The organism is Natranaerobius thermophilus JW/NM-WN-LF (genome assembly GCF_000020005.1).
In the GTDB taxonomy this organism is placed as follows: Bacteria; Bacillota; Natranaerobiia; order Natranaerobiales; family Natranaerobiaceae; genus Natranaerobius; species Natranaerobius thermophilus.
In genome coordinates this window covers 2934513-2951458 of the sequence record NC_010718.1, presented here as the reverse complement: position 1 = coordinate 2951458, position 16946 = coordinate 2934513, and the positions used below count along the sequence as shown (strand labels likewise).

The window sequence follows — 16946 nt, the reverse complement described above, 5'->3', positions numbered from 1 at the left end:
TGACCCTGCTAAGGAGCAAAACTGGCCTCCACCCTTGGCTAGGTAGAACGAAGGAATTTATAAGGGCCATAATGGACCCAGTGAGATATGGGAGGTAAAACCACCAAGGAACAAGTGGAGATCCATTAAATGTGCCACCATATTTTGCCAGGAACAACCCTTATTTAAAGGCACTCCTGTTTTACAAAAATTTCATTATATGAAATTTTCTTCCTAGTCCTTAAAATGGATGGTAGTGAAATCTTGAGAATGAGTGAGTATATTGAAGAAATAATTAATTTATAGAGGGAGGGACATTATGTTAACAGTTTGTAACAGAGCTGTACTGCCAATCGCTATTTTGGCGATACTGATGGTAGCTGTGATGACAGGTTGTGAAGAAGAGGTTGGAAATGGAGAACTTTCTCAAGGAGTAACGGAAGACGAGATTTTAGTGGGCAGTGTTGGTCCACAATCAGGGCCCTTTGCTTTTATGGGTAGCCCTTACTACGCTGGTATGGAATCCTATTTCAAGACAATAAACGAAGAGGGAGGCGTGGATGGACGAGAAATCAACCTAAAAGTTCAGGACGATGAATTTGAACCAGATAACGCTATTTCAGGCATGGAGACTTTAATTTATGAAGAGGAAGTCTTTGCTATAGTTGGTCAGCTTGGAACTCCTGGGATCCTGGCAACTATGGATATGGTAAGAGAAGAGGGAATTCCCTCGGTTTACTTTGGAGGAGGTGCTTCTGAATTTAGAGAAGCAGGTGAAAACTTTTTTCCTGTTCAACCTATTTACGATTATGAAGGTAAACTTATGGCAGAATACGCTATAGATGAGTTTGATGCAGATGAATTGGTTGTTATTTATGCAAATGACGATGTGGGCCAAGATGGACTACAGGGAATCAAAACTGGTCTTGAGGAAATGGGACGAGAAGATGCCCTAGATGCAGATAGAGAGATCTCCTTTAACCCTGGAGATACGGACTTTTCCAGTCAAATTCAATTAGCAAGAGATCAGGATCCGGATATGGTATTACTATATGCCCTGTCAGACGATGCGGCTAATATATTGGGTGATTTTGAGGACGCCTCTTACGAGGTTCCCATAATGACCACATATTCTAACACGGATGATTCATTTTTAGAAATGGCAGCCCCTCAAGCTCCTCAAGTAATGACAGAACTTTATTCCCTGGGCTGGTTAGAGATGGATGAACAGGCCCTTCAACCTCTAAATGACGCAATGGAAGAATATTACCCTGACGAACCTATTAATGCTTATACTATGGCCGGTTGGGTAGCAGCTGAAACCTTTGTGGCAGGTCTTGAAGAAGCAGGAGATGACTTGACTTGGGACGGTTATATTGATGCTATGAATCAGCTTCACTTTACAGAAGGTCTGGCACCTGAAATCTCTTATGAGCCCGGAGTCCGTGAAGGTGTAACTCATATGTCTGTCAGCGAAGTGGTTGAAGAAAATGGTGAGTATAGATTTGAACAGGTAACTGATTTCAGAGAATTCGGAGAATAATATTTTACTTACCTTGCTAGTGTACTATTAGTAGATGAGAAATATATGAGAAGTCTATCCCTTGAAAGGAGGGGTGATTATTCCTACAGTTAAAGCCAATGGTATTAATATATATTATGAAGTAAAAGGTGAGGGGACTCCTCTCTTGTTGATAGAAGGCTTGGGTTATGCTACCTGGATGTGGTATCGACAGGAGAAATTACAACAGAATTTTCAACTAATCAAATTTGACAATAGAGGGGTTGGGGGTTCAGATAAACCCCAAGATCCCTATTCCGTTGAATTGATGGCCCAGGATGCAGCTCAGCTAATGGAAGCCCTTGAAATTGACAAAGCCAATGTTTTAGGGGTTTCTCTAGGCGGGTTCATTGCCCAAGAACTGGCGTATAGCTATCCTGACAAGGTAGAGAAGTTGATTCTTTGTTCAACATCCTTTGGTGGGCCCAATAGTATTCCGATTCCCCAGGAAACCTTAGAAGTTATGCAAAAAGGTGGGGGTGAATACTCTTCCCTGGATGAATTAAGAAATGCCGTGGGTGTTGCTCTAGACCGTCGGTTATGGGACGAAAACCAAGATATAATAGATAAAATTTTACACGAGAAATCTACAAATCCCCAGCCAAAACACGCATATCTGAGACAAATGGAAGCTGGCGCAGCTTTTAATGGTGAAGAAAAAACTTCCCATATAAAGGCACCCACTCTTATATTAGCAGCTAAAGGTGACCGGGTAGTTCCCTGGGAAAATGCTCAGTTGCTGCACGATAAAATTCCACATTCTCGCCTGGAACTATTATCAGAAGGTGGGCACTTGTTTTTTATGGAGAGACCTGACACAGCTAATAATTTAATTCGGGAGTTTTTGAAGGAGGATTAATCAATGAATAGCTTAGTACAAAATGCCGTGATTACAGGTACAGGCAAGTATCTTCCTCCACATCTGTACACTAATAATGATATTGCAGAAATATTAGGCCATCCTTTGAAGGATGGCCTTGAGACAAAACTTGGGATAAAACAGCGGTATTTTACTGGAAAAGATGAAAGCACTGCTGATATGGCTGTGAAAGCCGGAGAACAAGCCATAGCAAATGCGGGTTTATCCAAAGATGATATTCAGTTATTGATTATAGCTACAGACACTCCGGAATACATCACACCGGCTACTTCCTCGGTGGTTCAAGGACGTTTAGAGACTTTTAATGCGGGGACCTTTGACTTAAATGCTTCCTGTGCCGGATTTGTTAGTGGACTGGAAGTGGCTTCAAGGATGATACAAACGGGAGCTTATCGACACATATTATTAATCGGAGTTTATAATATGTCTAAATTCGTAGACAAATCAGACTCCAGTGCTCTACCTATTTTTGCCGATGGTGCCGGAGCCGTAGTTTTATCAGGCACCAAAAATCAGGATAGGGGTTTTATGAACGGTAAAATGATCGCTGATGGAACCCAGTATGATTTCCTAGGAATCTATGGGGGAGGCGCTAAAAACCCTATGAATGAAGAACGGTTGCAAAAAGGAGAACATCAACTGACATTTTTAAAACCTTTGCCCCCTGATCGCAATATTAAAATATGGCCTCCTCTAATAGAAGAAGTGTTACAATCCCAGGGACTTAACTATCAAGATATTGATCATATATTCTTTACTCAAATAAATAAGATGGTAATCCAGGAAGTTATGAAAATAATAGATCTTCCCGAAGAAAAAACCACTTATATTATGGGTGAATACGGTTATACCGGTTCCTCTTGCATTCCCATTGCCCTTAACAAAGCTTTAAGCGAAGATAAACTATCTCCAGGAGATTTAGTATTATTCGTCGGATCTGGTGTGGGATTTGCAGTAGCCTGTGCTGCATTTAGATGGTAATAAATTTAAAACTCGTTTATTAGCCGAGCTGCCTTGTAGTTAACTAAGGTAGCTCGGCATTTTTTATAGCTGCTTATTAAATTTATTTTTTATTGTTCTTTGGTTCTTGTCAAAAATATAGTCTCTGTGATATCTTATAAATGGCTGACAGCTGAATATAGCCAAATAAATCTCAAATACTCTGTTATAAAGATGTATACTCTAATATAATCCCGTGTTTGTTGTCGAATCTATGTCGAGAAACAATATTGAGATGTTCCCTCAATATGATCAAATTTAAAACACAGAATCAAACAAGAAGCTGAATAATTTAATTTAACTTTGCAATTAAACTATTGAGTACTAGCTTAAACAAAACTTTCCAAGAAAGGGGGAATATACGATGTTGTATAAGAAAGCGGGAATCTTTATTACAGCAGTATCTGCAATTGGCTTTGGATCTATGACAGTATTGGCTCAACTTGCCTATGCTTCTGGAGCCAATACAATGGATTTGCTGACTATTCGATTTACTGTAGCTGCTCTCATTTTTGGAATAATTATCGGATGTATGGCATTAACCAATCATCTTAAATGGCAGCTTAGCTGGAAACAGGTGTTAACTTTGATTGCCTTAGGGGCTTCAGGTTACGGAATTTTCTCTAGTATGTACTTTCACGGGGTATCTTTAATTCCGGCTTCATTAGCCGGGTTTTTGCTGTTTACTTACCCGGTAATGGTTTGTATCCTGGCTTACTTTTTAGGTGAAGAACCGGTTGATTCTCAAAAAATTCTTGCTCTAGCAGTATCCCTCTGTGGATCAATCTTTGTACTAGGACCTGTAGTGGAGGACGTAAACTGGGAAGGTGTAACCTTTGTTATGTTGGCTGCTTTCCTTTATTCACTGTACGTGGTAGGAAGCAGTCGTATTTTGAAAGATGTTCATTGGTTTCCTGCATCGGCTATACTAACTATATCTTGTGCAGGTTTTTTCCTTGGAAGGGAACTGATTTTCAATAACGGCTATAATCTAGCAAATATCAATGATGAAATCATGTTTTATGGTGTTATCTTAGGAGTGTTTTCTACATTAATTGCCATTGCTTGCTTTTATTTAGGACTGAGCTTGATTGGACCATCACGAGCTTCTATCATTAGCACCTTAGAGCCAGTATCTTCTGCATGCTTGGCAGCGTTAATATTCAATGAACAACTTTCAATATTACAGTTAATAGGTGCCTCTTGTATACTGCTCTCAATATTAATTATCCAAAAAGCAAGAGACGAAGACAATGTTGTGTCCAGTAATAGATATCATAGGGAAAGGCAAGCCTAAAATCAAGTAAAATAAAAAACAGGGGTTTTCAGTATTATAATTCAACTGAAGCCCCTGTTTTTTAATGATCAGTTACCTTTTATGATCCCATCTCAATCTCTTAGTGTTAAGTTCTAAATGTTGTTTTTCCTGGGAGGTGGGGAAATTATACAAAAGAAACCTGCCAGTAAAGGGAAAAACATCATCAATATAATGATTTCAAAATAACCTCCGAATATATCGTAAGAAGCTCCGAAGGGAAGTGGCCCAAGGGCTGATCCGATAACCATAGCCGTAGTAGCAACTCCTCTAATGCTTCCCAGATGTTTTCTACCAAAATAATTTGGCCATAACACATTGGTACTAACTTGTTCAAAAGAAGAAAATGCCCCGTGCATAATGGCGTAGAGAATTAACAGCCATGCGGATTCAGCTGTCAAAACTATTGTCATGGTGATCATAAATATAAAGAAATTAGCTGCCTTAACAAGATTAACTTGAACCCTGTCTAAAATATAACCAGCTATAAAAGTACTGCAAAGCTGTGTAATAGCAAAAATACTCAATATCGAAGCGGCAAAACTTGAAGAATGTCCTTTCTCAGCCATGATTGACACCATGTGGAAAACTAGACCAGTATTTATCATGGCAGGTATTGCAGTTACTACAAGCATTAACCAAAATGTTCTGGTCCCTTTGGCCTCCGCTAAGGTCCAGGGGTCTTGTTCATTATTTTTAATAACATCATTGGTCTCTGATTGCTTATTTTGTTTAGTATAATTTGAATTAATATCATTCTGATTGTCGGGATGGCCATTTCCATCAGGTTTTTCTCCAATATCCTCCGGTTTATTTCGAACGAAAAACCAACCAATTGGTGCCATAACAAATATCAACAGTCCTGCCCAGGCTCTCCAGGCTATCTCTACACCTAGATTGTTAATCATAAATTCGTTTACGGGTGGATATACTGCTGAGGCTATTCCACCACCTAATGCCATAAAGCTCAGAGCTATCCCTCGTTTTCTTTCAAACCACTGGGGGATTAATGTATTAGGGAGTAAAGTCATAGATCCCTGACCAAACATTCTCAAGAATAGAAAACCCACAATTAACATTACCGGCACGGTTACAAAGCTCATCCAAATACAGGTAATAGCAAGTAAAATGGGAATAATTAAAACCATCTTTCTATGCCCTTTACCGTCTATAATTTTACCAATTAAAGCTAAATTCATGCCGGACACTAGAGTGGCAGCAGAGTAAAAGCCCGAAACCAAAGATCTATTCCATCCCAAATCCTCAACATAGTAATTTATAAATATGGAAACAGAATAAGTTTGGCCTGGTCCTGAAAAAAACAAGGCCAAAGCTCCTAGGAAGACAATTACCCAACCGTAAAAGAAGGGTGTTTGCACTGGGATACTATTTGAACTTGTGTGACTGTTTAGTTTGGTTTTCATGGCTCTTGCTCCCTTAATTTATTTTAAGATAGGCTGTATTAAAGTTGAATGTTGAAACTGTAAATTTCTATTTCAATTAAAAATGCTTAGGTTTGGTACATTAATACTCCTGATTCCTAATCAACTATTCATCTTTAATAAGATCAGCAAATAACATCCTGTTATTTGGCTCTAATTCTCCTGTTCACTTGTTAAGATGTACTGTCAAACCCGCATAATCCGTTCAATTAAAATTTTACAGTATAGCATTTTATGATAAAAAATGCATTAAATAATACATTATATTAATGAAAAAAATATGTCAATGTAAATATGACATAATAGCTGAAGGATATTTTACTTGAATTACAGAATTTTTTTAAAAACGATTTAATTGTTTATTGTTTTGTCTTATGAATTAAAAATCTTTCTTTGGGAGGTGAAAGTCAATAATATGAAATCTCAAACAGAATACTTGTGGTTTGAAACTAACCACAGAAGGGAGTTTATTAATATTACTCCCCAGGTTGAAAAGGTAGTTCAACAAAGCGGGGTTAAGGAAGGAATTTGCTTGGTAAATGCTATGCATTTGACTGCCAGTGTATTTATTAATGATGACGAGTCAGGCTTGCATCAGGATTATGAAAAGTGGTTGGAGGAACTGGCCCCTCATGAACCCGTTTCCCAGTACGCTCATAACACGGTGGAAGATAATGCTGATGCTCATATGAAACGTCAGGTCATGGGGCGTGAAGTGGTTGTGGCAATTACAGATGGTAAGTTGGATTTCGGTCCATGGGAACAAATCTTTTACGGTGAATTTGATGGTCGTCGTAAGAAGCGGGTTTTAGTTAAAGTCATTGGTGAATAAGGGAGTGGGTGTGTGTGGATTTTGGTGCAAAATTATCTCAAAGAGAACTTAAGTCTTTGGAAAGTTTTTTAGCTAATGTTCAAAGGGATCATGATTCCCCGGGATTAGCAGTAGCTATCACTAAAGGCGATGAACTGATATACGCTTCTGGATTTGGGTACCGGGATTTAGGTGAAAAAGCTTACATTGATGAAAATACCATTATGGGGATTGCCTCTATTACAAAGACGTTTACTGCTGCGGCAATATTAAAGCTGCAAGAACAGGGCAAGCTATCTCTGGATGATTCAGTTCAAACGTTTCTTCCTCAATTACAATTCGGTAGGAAAAAAGATCTAAGAGATACAACCATTTTGAACATGTTAACTCATACTACCGGATTACCACCTTTAAAAGCATTGATTTACAGTATTAGAGAGAATTCTGAACACGAGGATGAGCTGGTCCAAAAACTTGGCGATAAAACAGAAAACAATAATGAAGAAGAACAGGTACAGCTTAACAGTTATCAAGATCTGATAGATTATGTGTCCAGAGAAGGGATCGATTTGTTAGGTAGCCCTGGAGAATACACCAGTTATTCTAACGATTGCTATGCTTTGTTGGGAAAAATTATTGAAGAAGTTTCCGGGAAAAGTTATCAAGATTATATATCGGAAAATTTTCTCAAGCCTTTAAATATGAATCGGAGCACTTTTTCTCTGGATGAAGTTTTACACAGTGACAATGTAACTTCTTTATATTATTACGATGAAAATACGGAAGAGGTCAAAAAAGCCCAGGGATGGCAGGAAGCACCTCCTTATCAAGCAGGAGGTTGGCTCAGGTCAACTGCCCGGGACTTAGTGAAGTTTTTTCAGATGTTAGCTCTCGGTGGAAGGCAGGGGCTAAAACCTGATAATAGGATTTTAACAAAAAGTTCAATACAAAAACTACTACATCCTGTGACATATTCACCTTGGGATCTGGTCAGTACATATAACCTGGGTTCTTGGATTCAGTCAAATTACTATGGCAGAACCCTGATTCAACATGGCGGTAGCTTGACGGGAGTCTCTTCTCATGCCGGCTTTATTCCGGAAGAAGAATTAGCTGTGGTAGTACTGAGTAATCTCCGCGGTTTTCCTGTTTATAAAGCTTGGCATGGGATCGTTAATATATTACTTGGATTGCACGTGGACACTTCAAAGGTGAGCTACTACCAGCGGAACTGGCCTAGTGAGCTACTTGTATCCCGGTCAGGTGTCTTTAAATCAGGTGAAGGTATGGAACTGGAGTTATTTGTTCAACAAAATACTCTTCAATGCAGAATGATTAGAGAAGATAAAGTATATCAGATTAAACCTGTAACTCGATATGTAGGTACTATAAATGTTAAAGGCGATGAAAAAGAAATCTGGTTTTATCATAACAGAAAAGACAGTAAACCTTGGGCTATTGGATTTGGCGGCAGAATGATTAAGAGGGTGGAATAAAGATTAAAGAAATTGAAGGTAGGTGCGGTCAAGGTCACAACAAATTGCCGCACCTGCCTATGCTTTACATCAATAATTTCTGTTTTTGTTGTTCCACCACAGATTCAATGGATATTCCATCTTGTTTTAATTTATTTTGAATACTTTTCACCTTATCATAGAGACTATCTCGTTCCATATCTTTGAATTGTTTATAAAAACCTAATCTTCTTCCTAGTTGAAAATTTTGACGTTCTTCTTTGTTAAGTTTTAAATAAGCATCGATTTTTAATAATAGTTTTTCCTTATCCTCAGGTAGCTGCCCTTTGAGATTTTCCAACAGATTTAATCTATGATCACAAGTTAAAAAAGAACTTGTATCTATATTTTTAATTATTTCCCTTTTTTCTTGGACAATTTCGTCATCATTTAAGGGAGTTAGTTTTCCTTGTTGAACTAAATCATGTAATTCAGTATTTGGTGAAATACTCAAAGTTCTCATTCGAACAAAACTGGGACTGGCAGCATTGATGACTTGAGAAGTTTCTTTGGCATGTTCAGAACTGTATTCGCGCCCACCCAGGCCAAGTAGTACATATTGAGTTAATGTAAAACCAGCTTGGACCGCCTTTTTTGCCCCCTGTTTTTGTTCTGCTTTAGTGACTCCTTTATTGACCATGTTTAATACAGTGTCACTTCCAGTTTCCAATCCCATGTGAATTCTACTGAGACCATTTTCTCTTAATTTTTGTAAAGTATCCAGAGATCTTTTTGCCAGGGTTCGGCCCTTGGAATAGGCAGTTACTTCTGTAACTGTAGGAAGTTTATATTTTATATGGTTCAAAATAACTTGTAATTCTTCCGGAGGGATTACTAGGGCATCAGCATCTTGTAGAAACACTTTTTTTCCTCCCCAGTAGAGCCAAAAGGCAATCCTGCTCAATTCTCGATCTTTATAATAAAGTTCCCTTACAGTTTCTTGACTGATTTTAGAACCTAATTGTGGATTTCCCCTATATTTGAAATTTCGATATGACTCTGTTTCCAAATTTTTTGATATATCTATTATTTTTGTTATTGCCCGGGAAATTTCGTCAATTTCTCGTAAGATATCTTGCAATTCTCTTTTAGAAAATTTTTCTTGCCCGTAAAGGGGACAAAATGCGCAGCGGTTCCAGGGACAATTTCTGATGACTCGAATTAATAAGCTATCGAATTCATTGGGTGGCCTAATTGGGCCTATTTCCCGGTCAAAAATTTTAGTTTGCCAATTATGTTTAGTCATAAGTATCACCTCACAAAACCATCTGACAATTATAAAAAAATTATAAAAATATCCACTAAAAAACTATCGACTATCCACCCTTAGTTTATCAAAAGAGTCTTGCAAAAAAAATAAATTAAAGTTATTATGCCCTTGAGTGGGTTAGCCACTTAAATTATGTTAATCAATCCTAACAAATAAATTTACCCGGGGGTATTATTATGAAAACTAAAATCTCCAGAGAATTATATGATTTTATTATGGAACAAAATCGAATTACCCCTTACCACCGATTGTTGGACATGAATATTACCAATCTGGACAACGGTTTTTGTGAAGCAGAAATCAAACTAGAAGAAAAGCATATGAATCCCATGAATATCGCTCATGGAGGAGTGGGTTTTTCGATTTTAGATGTTGTCTCAGGTACTGCAGCTACTACTACAGGGGTCAAAACTACAACTATTGAAATGAATATTAACTATTTTCGACCTACTGAAATTGGTGACCTTTTAATTGCCAAGGGCTGGATTATTAAGACGGGTAAGAGTATTTTGGTAGCGGAAGGAAAGCTATACCGTGATGATGACATAGTTGCAGTCTCAAGACAAAGTATGAAAAATCTGGGAGGACTGACAGAGAAAGAGTTGTCTCAAAAATCATTGAGATAACTTGATTTGTATTCTGATTTTAAAGAAAAATTACAAATACTTTTACAAGGGAAGTGAGACAATGAAACCAGTATTGTACATTGTTAGCGGCATTTTTGCGGTTTTTGCTATTACATATTTTGTGCGAGCTAATTATTCACTTGCAATAACTCTTGCTATTATGACCATTTTATTATTGAGATTTACTAAAAGCCGTTATGTTATTGAAGCCGAAAACCAACAGAGGGGACAGAACAGTAGCCAAATTAGTAAAGAAGATGATGAAGAAGGAAAAGAAGGAGAATAAGGAAGAGATATTAGAAAAGGGGGATCCCAAGTCTTTTACTAAGCTTTGGGATCCCCCTTTAAATTAGCTAATATAATGCTTTAACAAGTATTATATTTAATTTTATAGATTTAATCGGCGTCAGCGGTTTGTTCTTCGTTACCTTCCCATTTCTCCATGGTAAATCCGGTGAAGCCGTATATAATTGAAAGTAACAGGGCAATTAAGTTAAAGAAAGCGTATGGTAGATAAGCAAATGGATTAACACCTAGAGCACCGTACATGAAAGCACCACATGTATTCCAAGGAATTAATGGTGATGTAATTGTTCCAGAAGATTCTACAATCCTTGATAAGTTTTTAGGATGTGATCCCATTTCTTTAAATGCGTCCCTATACATTCTAGCACTTAAGACGATTGCTAGGTACTGATCGGCAGTTACCAGGTTGACAAAAATAGAAGTTAGATGGGTTACTAAGGACAGTGATCCGACAGTTTTAGCAACTTTTAAGATATTTTCTAGAATGACTTCTAAGAAGTTAGCTCGTTCCAAGATTCCTCCAAAGGAAAGGGCAACGAAAATTAATGAAATGGTCCACATCATTCCGTCAAGTCCACCTTCGGAAAGTAGGTCGTCCACAACTTCCACTCCTGAATCCATTACATAACCGTAATGCATTGATCCAATCACATCAGCTGGAGCTGCTCCTTGGAATATCAAGGCAAAAATTCCGCCTAAGATACTGCCTCCAAGTAAGCCTGGGATTGGAGGAACTTTAAGTCCAATTAGTACTAATACAAATAGAACTGGGATTAACATGATTGGATTAATTGTAAAGTGTTCAGATATAGTTTCACTAATTAGAACAATATCTCCCTGCTCCATAGATTGTCCTGCGAACTGTAGTCCTAGTAAAGCAAAAATAATCAGGGAAATAATATATGCTGGAATTGTAACATACAGCATGTGACGGATGTGATCGAATACGTTAACATCACCTGTTGTACCAGGTGCCAGGTTTGTAGTATCTGATAATGGTGACATTTTGTCCCCAACATAAGCACCTGAAACTACTGCACCGGCAGTCATTGCTGCTGGCACGCCTAAACCTTCACCAATTCCCAATAAGGCAATACCAATTGTTCCAGCTGTTGACCAGGAACTTCCAACAAATAAGGCAACTATAGTTGAAATGATTGCTGCTGCTACTAAGAAAATCTGTGGTGATAAGATTTGTAACCCGTAATAAATCATGGCAGGTACAACTCCGCCTTCGATCCAACTGCCAATTAAAGTACCAACAATCATTAGTATGACAATTGCCTGCATAGCAAGCATAATTCCTTTGAATATTCCGTCTTCAATTGTATCCCATTTGTATCCAACCATAACTATGGCTACAAAAGCTGCCACAGCTCCTGCAATTAATAGTGGAATGTGAGGGTCAACTTCCCAAACAATAATACCGTAACTTAGAGCTATAATTACAAATATAATAGGTATTAGTGCTTGCCCGAGAGTGGGCTTTAAATTAGCTTCTTCATTCATAGGTATTCCTCCCTCTCCAAAATTTTAGATTGGTTAAAATTTTTAGACAATTTTTACCAAAGTGACTATTCATATTACATTTATTTTACTAATCACCTCCCCATTTGCGGAGTATTTAGAAAATTTGTGTAAAACAAATGATACTACTAACAAATTAGATTAAAAATTTTATTCATATCATATTGTATAAGAAAATCTTTGCAAAAGAAATAGGTTATTGCTAAGAAATTTAATTTGATATCAAATTAAATTTTTCCTGCTTATGAAGGAAAATTCATATAAAAAAAGAAATCGCATAGATAAATGGTAAGTATATTAATAATATTCGCAAACTTCTGACGAGGAGGTCTTTATTATGAAAATCACATTAAGTATCATAAAGGCCGACATTGGTAGTATTGGTGGACACTTACAACCAAGTGATAAATTATTGAATACAATTGAAGAACACTTAAACAGTTACGGTAATGATCAGTTTATTGATTTCTATCTTGGCTATACTGGTGACGATGTTTTCATACTTCTTACTCATAGGAAAGGAATAAATAATCGACAAATTCATCAACTGGCCTGGGATACTTTTATGGTAGGAACTGCCACGGCTAAAAAACAAAGACTTTATGGTGCGGGACAAGATCTACTGTCCGATTCCTTTTCCGGAAACATTAAAGGTTTAGGCCCTGCTGTGGCTGAAATGGAAATTGAGGAACGTGAAAATGAACCCTTTTTAGTATTCACTGCCGATAAGACAGATCCTGGAGCTTATAATTTACCTTTGTATCTAAGTTTTTGCGATCCCATGCACAACCCCGGTTTACTGTTATCACCTAAAATAGGTGACGGTTTTACTTTTACAGTTATGGATGTGTCTCACACGGAACAAGATAGAATAATTCAACTAAATACTCCAGAAGATATTTATAATTTGGCTGCTCTATTGAGAGATAATGAAAGATTTGTAGTAGAATCAATTCATTCAAGAAAATCTCAAGAACAAGCTGCAGCAGCAAGTACTACTAGACTTCATCATATTGCAGGGAAGTACGTGGGAAAAGATGATCCAGTATTGCTTGTCAGAGTGCAGAGTCATTTCCCTGCAGTGGGAGAGATTCTGTCTCCTTACAGCATTGGACATTATGTCGCCGGTTTTATGAGGGGAAGCCATCACGGCCCTCTCATGCCTGTCAAGAAAAATACAACTGTATCTTATTTTGATGGGCCACCCATGGTCAATGCCCTGGCTTTTTGTGTCAGTGAAGGTAAACTTACAGAACCAGTAGATTGTTTTGATCAGCCTTTCTGGGATCATATCCGGGATAAAGTCTCTAGAAAATCCTTGGACTTACGGGAACAAGGTTTTTCAGGACCTGCCATGTTGCCATATTCTGAATTAGAATACGGTGGCATCACCCATAAGATGGAAGAGTTAGAAAAAAGATTTGATTTTCGTTAATTCAGGATTTACAAATTGTTTTAATTTTATTGATACTGGCTTTTAATCTTCCGTGTATGATGTAATCAACATAATAATTAAGGAGGAATAACCATGTTTAAAAAAGTATTGATTTTAGGTGCGGTAGTAGTGCTAAGCTTGACAGCTCTTATCGGTTGTGGCGATGTAGATGAGTTAGAGAAAGAAGAGGACTTTGACGAAAGTCGTCCAGCAGAGGTAGAAGTACTTTAATAGAAACCAACACAATTAGCAAGTAAGATTAACTACTAAGACTCTTATAATACAAAGATAAATGGGAGGGGTAACACCCTCCTTATTTTCTATTTAAATACTTTAATGGCTTAACTTGAAAAAGATAAGCCATTAAAAAACCTCCCAGTAATATAAAACAATTTATCAAAAAACTCGGGCCTGGTGAAATCCCCGGCCATATGTTAATTACTGACCCTAATAATAAACCTATAATAGCAAAATATGTCAAGCAATAGAATTGTTTTAATAAAAAGTGTATTAAACGGGCTACAGCTAGTACACCAAGTAATTTACCAATACCAAGTACCAGGAGTACCATACCGTGTAAGTTGCTCAAGGCTGCTATGTATGTGGGATACATGTCTATTACCATTAATACCATAGTCAATCAATTCAGGATCAGTTATCAGAGGACGATCTCCTGGTTGATAAAGGAGTAACAGCACAGGTAAACTAAAAAACAATATCGCTGTCAATAAATAAGAAATTCGGAATTTAGATAGCTCCATTTTTTGATAAATAAAAGGTACAGCTCCCAGAATCAAGCCGATAAAAAACAATTTCAGCGGGACAGGATATGCTACCATGATCTTTTCGATAGTGCGCGCAAACAGAAATAAAGCTGTTAAGAGACCAGTTAAAAAGGGTATCAAAAAAGCCAGGTGTTGTTTTCGCTGACCGTCCTGACTGGCAATTCCTTTAAAAGATCCAATTAAATCGTCATAAATTCCAAAGACTATGGCAACTGTACCACCACTAATTCCTGGTACCAAATTAGCGATTCCAATGAAGGCTCCAGATATTGCTAGTGCTATCGGCTTAAATTTTTTCACCACTTTCATTAAGGATCACTCCAAAAGCTTTAGTTTTACTTAATTGTTTAATCAGATTGTTAATCTATTTGATTGTCTAATGTTTTAGGATAATCTGATAAAATTCCTTGAATGTGCTTTTCCAACAGCTTGTTCATTTGTTCTGGATCGTTGATTGTCCAGATGTAGATTGGTTTACCAGTAGCTTGAGCGGCTACTTTAAAAGGATAAGTTAAAACTGGAAGACCACCATAGTCTGGTGGGACAAACAAGGCATCAAAGTCCCAATCTGGTAAACTTGCTATTCCTAAATGAGCGAAAAGATAAAATTGTAAGACCTCTCCAATGCTAGCCACAGACGGGTGTTTGGCAAATGATTCCTTAGTTCCTTAACGGTATTTGTATTCATGGAAGCGACTAGTACTCTCTCTTGGGCATTGTGGTCCGAGATAACTTCGGCAACTGCTTGTGCCGATTTCTCACCTTCTTTTTTTAGCTCCACAACTATGGGTTTGTTTGGAAATTCTGACAATACTTCATCCAAAGTAGGTATAATAACTCCTTGATCTTTAAAAGGGTACTTACCATTGGATTTTATTCCATAACCTGCATCCCATTCTTGTAATTCTTCTAAAGTAAAGCTTCGAACTTTTCCTTCACCGTCAGTAGTTCTGTCTACAGTTTCATCATGAATTGCTACTGGTATATCGTCCTTTGTTAGCCAAACATCAAGTTCTAAAGCATCAGCCCCTTTTTTGGTAGCTTTTTCAAAGGCAATTATTGTATTTTCAGGAGCTTTTCCGGAGGCACCCCTGTGAGCGACATTGACAGGTTGTTCTACCTGGCCAAAAAAATTATCTTCAGGCATGGGAACTGGATAATAACTACCTTTAATAATTTGAATTGTATTAAGAAGTAAAATCAAAACTATAATAATCGCTGTTATTTTAATTGTTATGTGTAAATGCTTCATAATCTCACCTCACTCTCACATAAAATTATCTCAAATCTTTAAAAATTAGTTAACACCTTTTAGGTAATTTAAAACAAATTTTACGATAAATATAAGCAGAAAGTTCACTGCTTTAGCTTTGGGAATATGTCACTTAATTTGTATAAATTTTGATATAAATATTTAGTTGGGTTACAATTTATGATAGAGATTATAATTGTTCTCTATAGTAACATTTAAAAATCAATCTATTTGTTAAAGGTAAGGAGGTATTTGAATTGAATGAAGCTGAGAAAAGTTCTTTAAAGTTATTTGTGTTGAAAGCTCTAATAGTTGTGGGTGGTATAGCAGCTTTTTTTATAATAGCTCTCTCGTCTTTTTTTCTCTTGGGAGGAGCTTTTATTTCACTGCTGGATGCTGACCCTGTGGAAGAAGATGACCTGGTTTATGTGATTGATTTGGAAGGCGAAATTTCCGAAGCAGCAGGGCCCGGTCCAGGAGGTTTAGGTATTTCTCCTAGAATTGTCCAGGAAAGTCTGGATAAAGCCAAAGCTGATAACGCTGAAGCAGTAGTGTTGAGAGTTAATTCCCCCGGCGGAACGGTAGCAGCATCCCAGGAAATAGCTTCAATCATTGATGATTTTGAACTGCCCACAGTAGTATCTATGGCCGATTCGGCTACTTCAGGTGGTTATTATATCTCTGCCGCAGCTGACAGGATAAAAGCCCAGGATACTAGCACCACCGGTTCAATTGGTGTGATTAGTGTTATGTATAATTTCCAGGAATTATATGACAATTTGGGAATTGAAGTTGAGGTAATAAAAACAGGTGAATACAAAGATATGGGTTTTGAAACCATGACAGAAGAGGAACGTCAAATAATTCAAGACCTATCTGATGAAATGTATGAACACTTTGTAGCAGAAGTTTCGGATTACAGAGATATGGATAAAGAAGATGTTTATGAGGTGGCTACTGGCGAAATAATGACTGGAACAGCGGCTTATGAACAGGGACTTGTTGATGGTTTAGGCGGTATAGACAGGGCAGTAGACAAAGCTGGTGAACTGGCAGGCATTGAAGACCCTAATACCAGATGGTTAGAACCCGAAGGCTTGTTTGATCAGCTGTTTTTCCCCATGGTTCAGGAAAGTGACTTATTAGAATTAGATTCCCTTTCGGAAGAAACTGAGCAAATCGATAAGGCTAGAAACCTTCCGTCTGTGGAATTTCGCTATCAAAGTAATTTTTAATCCTCTTCT

At 37.5% G+C, this 16946-nt stretch carries 18 protein-coding genes; 11 read left to right on the top strand and 7 right to left on the bottom strand.

Going from position 1 to position 16946, the window contains the following annotated elements; all coding sequences use genetic code 11:
* Positions 1-298 precede the first annotated feature (298 nt).
* The 4 genes from NTHER_RS13795 (at position 299) to NTHER_RS13780 (ending at position 4716) form a co-directional block, all read left to right on the top strand.
* Entirely contained in the window at positions 299-1522 is a 1224-nt protein-coding gene (locus NTHER_RS13795; protein ID WP_012449121.1) for an ABC transporter substrate-binding protein, read from the top strand.
* Positions 1523-1595: 73 nt separating this feature from the next.
* Positions 1596-2399, top strand: coding sequence for an alpha/beta fold hydrolase (locus NTHER_RS13790; protein ID WP_052291984.1), 804 nt, complete (start codon positions 1596-1598; stop codon positions 2397-2399).
* Between the two features lie 3 nt (positions 2400-2402).
* Entirely contained in the window at positions 2403-3401 is a 999-nt protein-coding gene (locus NTHER_RS13785; protein WP_012449119.1) for a 3-oxoacyl-ACP synthase III family protein, read from the top strand.
* Between the two features lie 382 nt (positions 3402-3783).
* Positions 3784-4716, top strand: coding sequence for a DMT family transporter (locus NTHER_RS13780; protein ID WP_012449118.1), 933 nt, complete (start codon positions 3784-3786; stop codon positions 4714-4716).
* Positions 4717-4829: 113 nt separating this feature from the next.
* Here the strand turns inward: NTHER_RS13780 and NTHER_RS13775 are convergent, their stop codons facing one another.
* Positions 4830-6158 carry an MFS transporter gene (locus NTHER_RS13775; RefSeq protein WP_012449117.1) on the bottom strand — a complete coding sequence of 443 codons (1329 nt, stop codon included), beginning with the start codon at positions 6156-6158 and terminating at the stop codon, positions 4830-4832.
* Positions 6159-6591: 433 nt separating this feature from the next.
* On the opposite strand from NTHER_RS13775, the gene NTHER_RS13770 reads away from it, so the two are divergent.
* Complete coding sequence (locus NTHER_RS13770; RefSeq protein ID WP_012449116.1) at positions 6592-7008, top strand: secondary thiamine-phosphate synthase enzyme YjbQ; 417 nt, start codon at positions 6592-6594, stop codon at positions 7006-7008.
* 14 nt (positions 7009-7022) lie between these two features.
* Positions 7023-8483 (top strand): serine hydrolase domain-containing protein, encoded by a 1461-nt coding sequence (locus tag NTHER_RS13765; protein ID WP_012449115.1) that lies wholly within the window; start codon positions 7023-7025, stop codon positions 8481-8483.
* A gap of 64 nt (positions 8484-8547) precedes the next feature.
* Here the strand turns inward: NTHER_RS13765 and NTHER_RS13760 are convergent, their stop codons facing one another.
* Complete coding sequence (locus NTHER_RS13760; protein WP_012449114.1) at positions 8548-9747, bottom strand: radical SAM protein; 1200 nt, start codon at positions 9745-9747, stop codon at positions 8548-8550.
* 200 nt (positions 9748-9947) lie between these two features.
* Between NTHER_RS13760 and NTHER_RS13755 the strand changes: the two genes are divergently transcribed.
* Positions 9948-10397, top strand: coding sequence for a PaaI family thioesterase (locus NTHER_RS13755; RefSeq protein ID WP_012449113.1), 450 nt, complete (start codon positions 9948-9950; stop codon positions 10395-10397).
* Between the two features lie 61 nt (positions 10398-10458).
* On the top strand, positions 10459-10683 hold the full coding sequence (locus NTHER_RS13750) for a hypothetical protein (RefSeq protein WP_012449112.1): 225 nt from the start codon (positions 10459-10461) through the stop codon (positions 10681-10683).
* Positions 10684-10793: 110 nt separating this feature from the next.
* Here NTHER_RS13750 and nhaC read toward each other — a convergent pair whose 3' ends face one another.
* The gene (nhaC, locus tag NTHER_RS13745) at positions 10794-12212 is read right to left on the bottom strand and encodes a Na+/H+ antiporter NhaC (protein WP_012449111.1); all 1419 of its coding nucleotides are present in this window, start codon (positions 12210-12212) and stop codon (positions 10794-10796) included.
* 355 nt (positions 12213-12567) lie between these two features.
* On the opposite strand from nhaC, the gene fbp reads away from it, so the two are divergent.
* Both fbp and NTHER_RS16070 read left to right on the top strand, forming a co-directional pair.
* Complete coding sequence (gene fbp, locus NTHER_RS13740) at positions 12568-13665, top strand: fructose-1,6-bisphosphate aldolase/phosphatase (protein WP_012449110.1); 1098 nt, start codon at positions 12568-12570, stop codon at positions 13663-13665.
* A gap of 93 nt (positions 13666-13758) precedes the next feature.
* Complete coding sequence (locus NTHER_RS16070; protein WP_012449109.1) at positions 13759-13896, top strand: hypothetical protein; 138 nt, start codon at positions 13759-13761, stop codon at positions 13894-13896.
* Positions 13897-13978: 82 nt separating this feature from the next.
* Here NTHER_RS16070 and NTHER_RS16550 read toward each other — a convergent pair whose 3' ends face one another.
* The 4 genes from NTHER_RS16550 to NTHER_RS13725 are packed head-to-tail and all read right to left on the bottom strand — an operon-like array spanning position 13979 to position 15702.
* Positions 13979-14278, bottom strand: a complete 300-nt coding sequence (locus tag NTHER_RS16550) for an undecaprenyl phosphate translocase family protein (protein ID WP_414628107.1) — start codon at positions 14276-14278, stop codon at positions 13979-13981.
* A complete protein-coding gene (locus NTHER_RS13735) occupies positions 14208-14759 on the bottom strand; it encodes an undecaprenyl phosphate translocase family protein (RefSeq protein WP_012449108.1) in 552 nt (183 codons plus the stop codon). The genes NTHER_RS16550 and NTHER_RS13735 overlap by 71 nt, the downstream gene beginning before the upstream one ends.
* Positions 14760-14809: 50 nt before the next feature.
* On the bottom strand, positions 14810-15085 hold the full coding sequence (locus NTHER_RS13730; protein WP_158438298.1) for a PI-PLC domain-containing protein: 276 nt from the start codon (positions 15083-15085) through the stop codon (positions 14810-14812).
* A complete protein-coding gene (locus NTHER_RS13725; protein WP_052291983.1) occupies positions 15037-15702 on the bottom strand; it encodes a glycerophosphodiester phosphodiesterase family protein in 666 nt (221 codons plus the stop codon). The genes NTHER_RS13730 and NTHER_RS13725 overlap by 49 nt, the downstream gene beginning before the upstream one ends.
* Before the next feature lie 257 nt (positions 15703-15959).
* On the opposite strand from NTHER_RS13725, the gene sppA reads away from it, so the two are divergent.
* Entirely contained in the window at positions 15960-16937 is a 978-nt protein-coding gene (gene sppA / locus NTHER_RS13720) for a signal peptide peptidase SppA (protein ID WP_012449107.1), read from the top strand.
* The last annotated feature ends 9 nt before the right edge of the window (positions 16938-16946 follow it).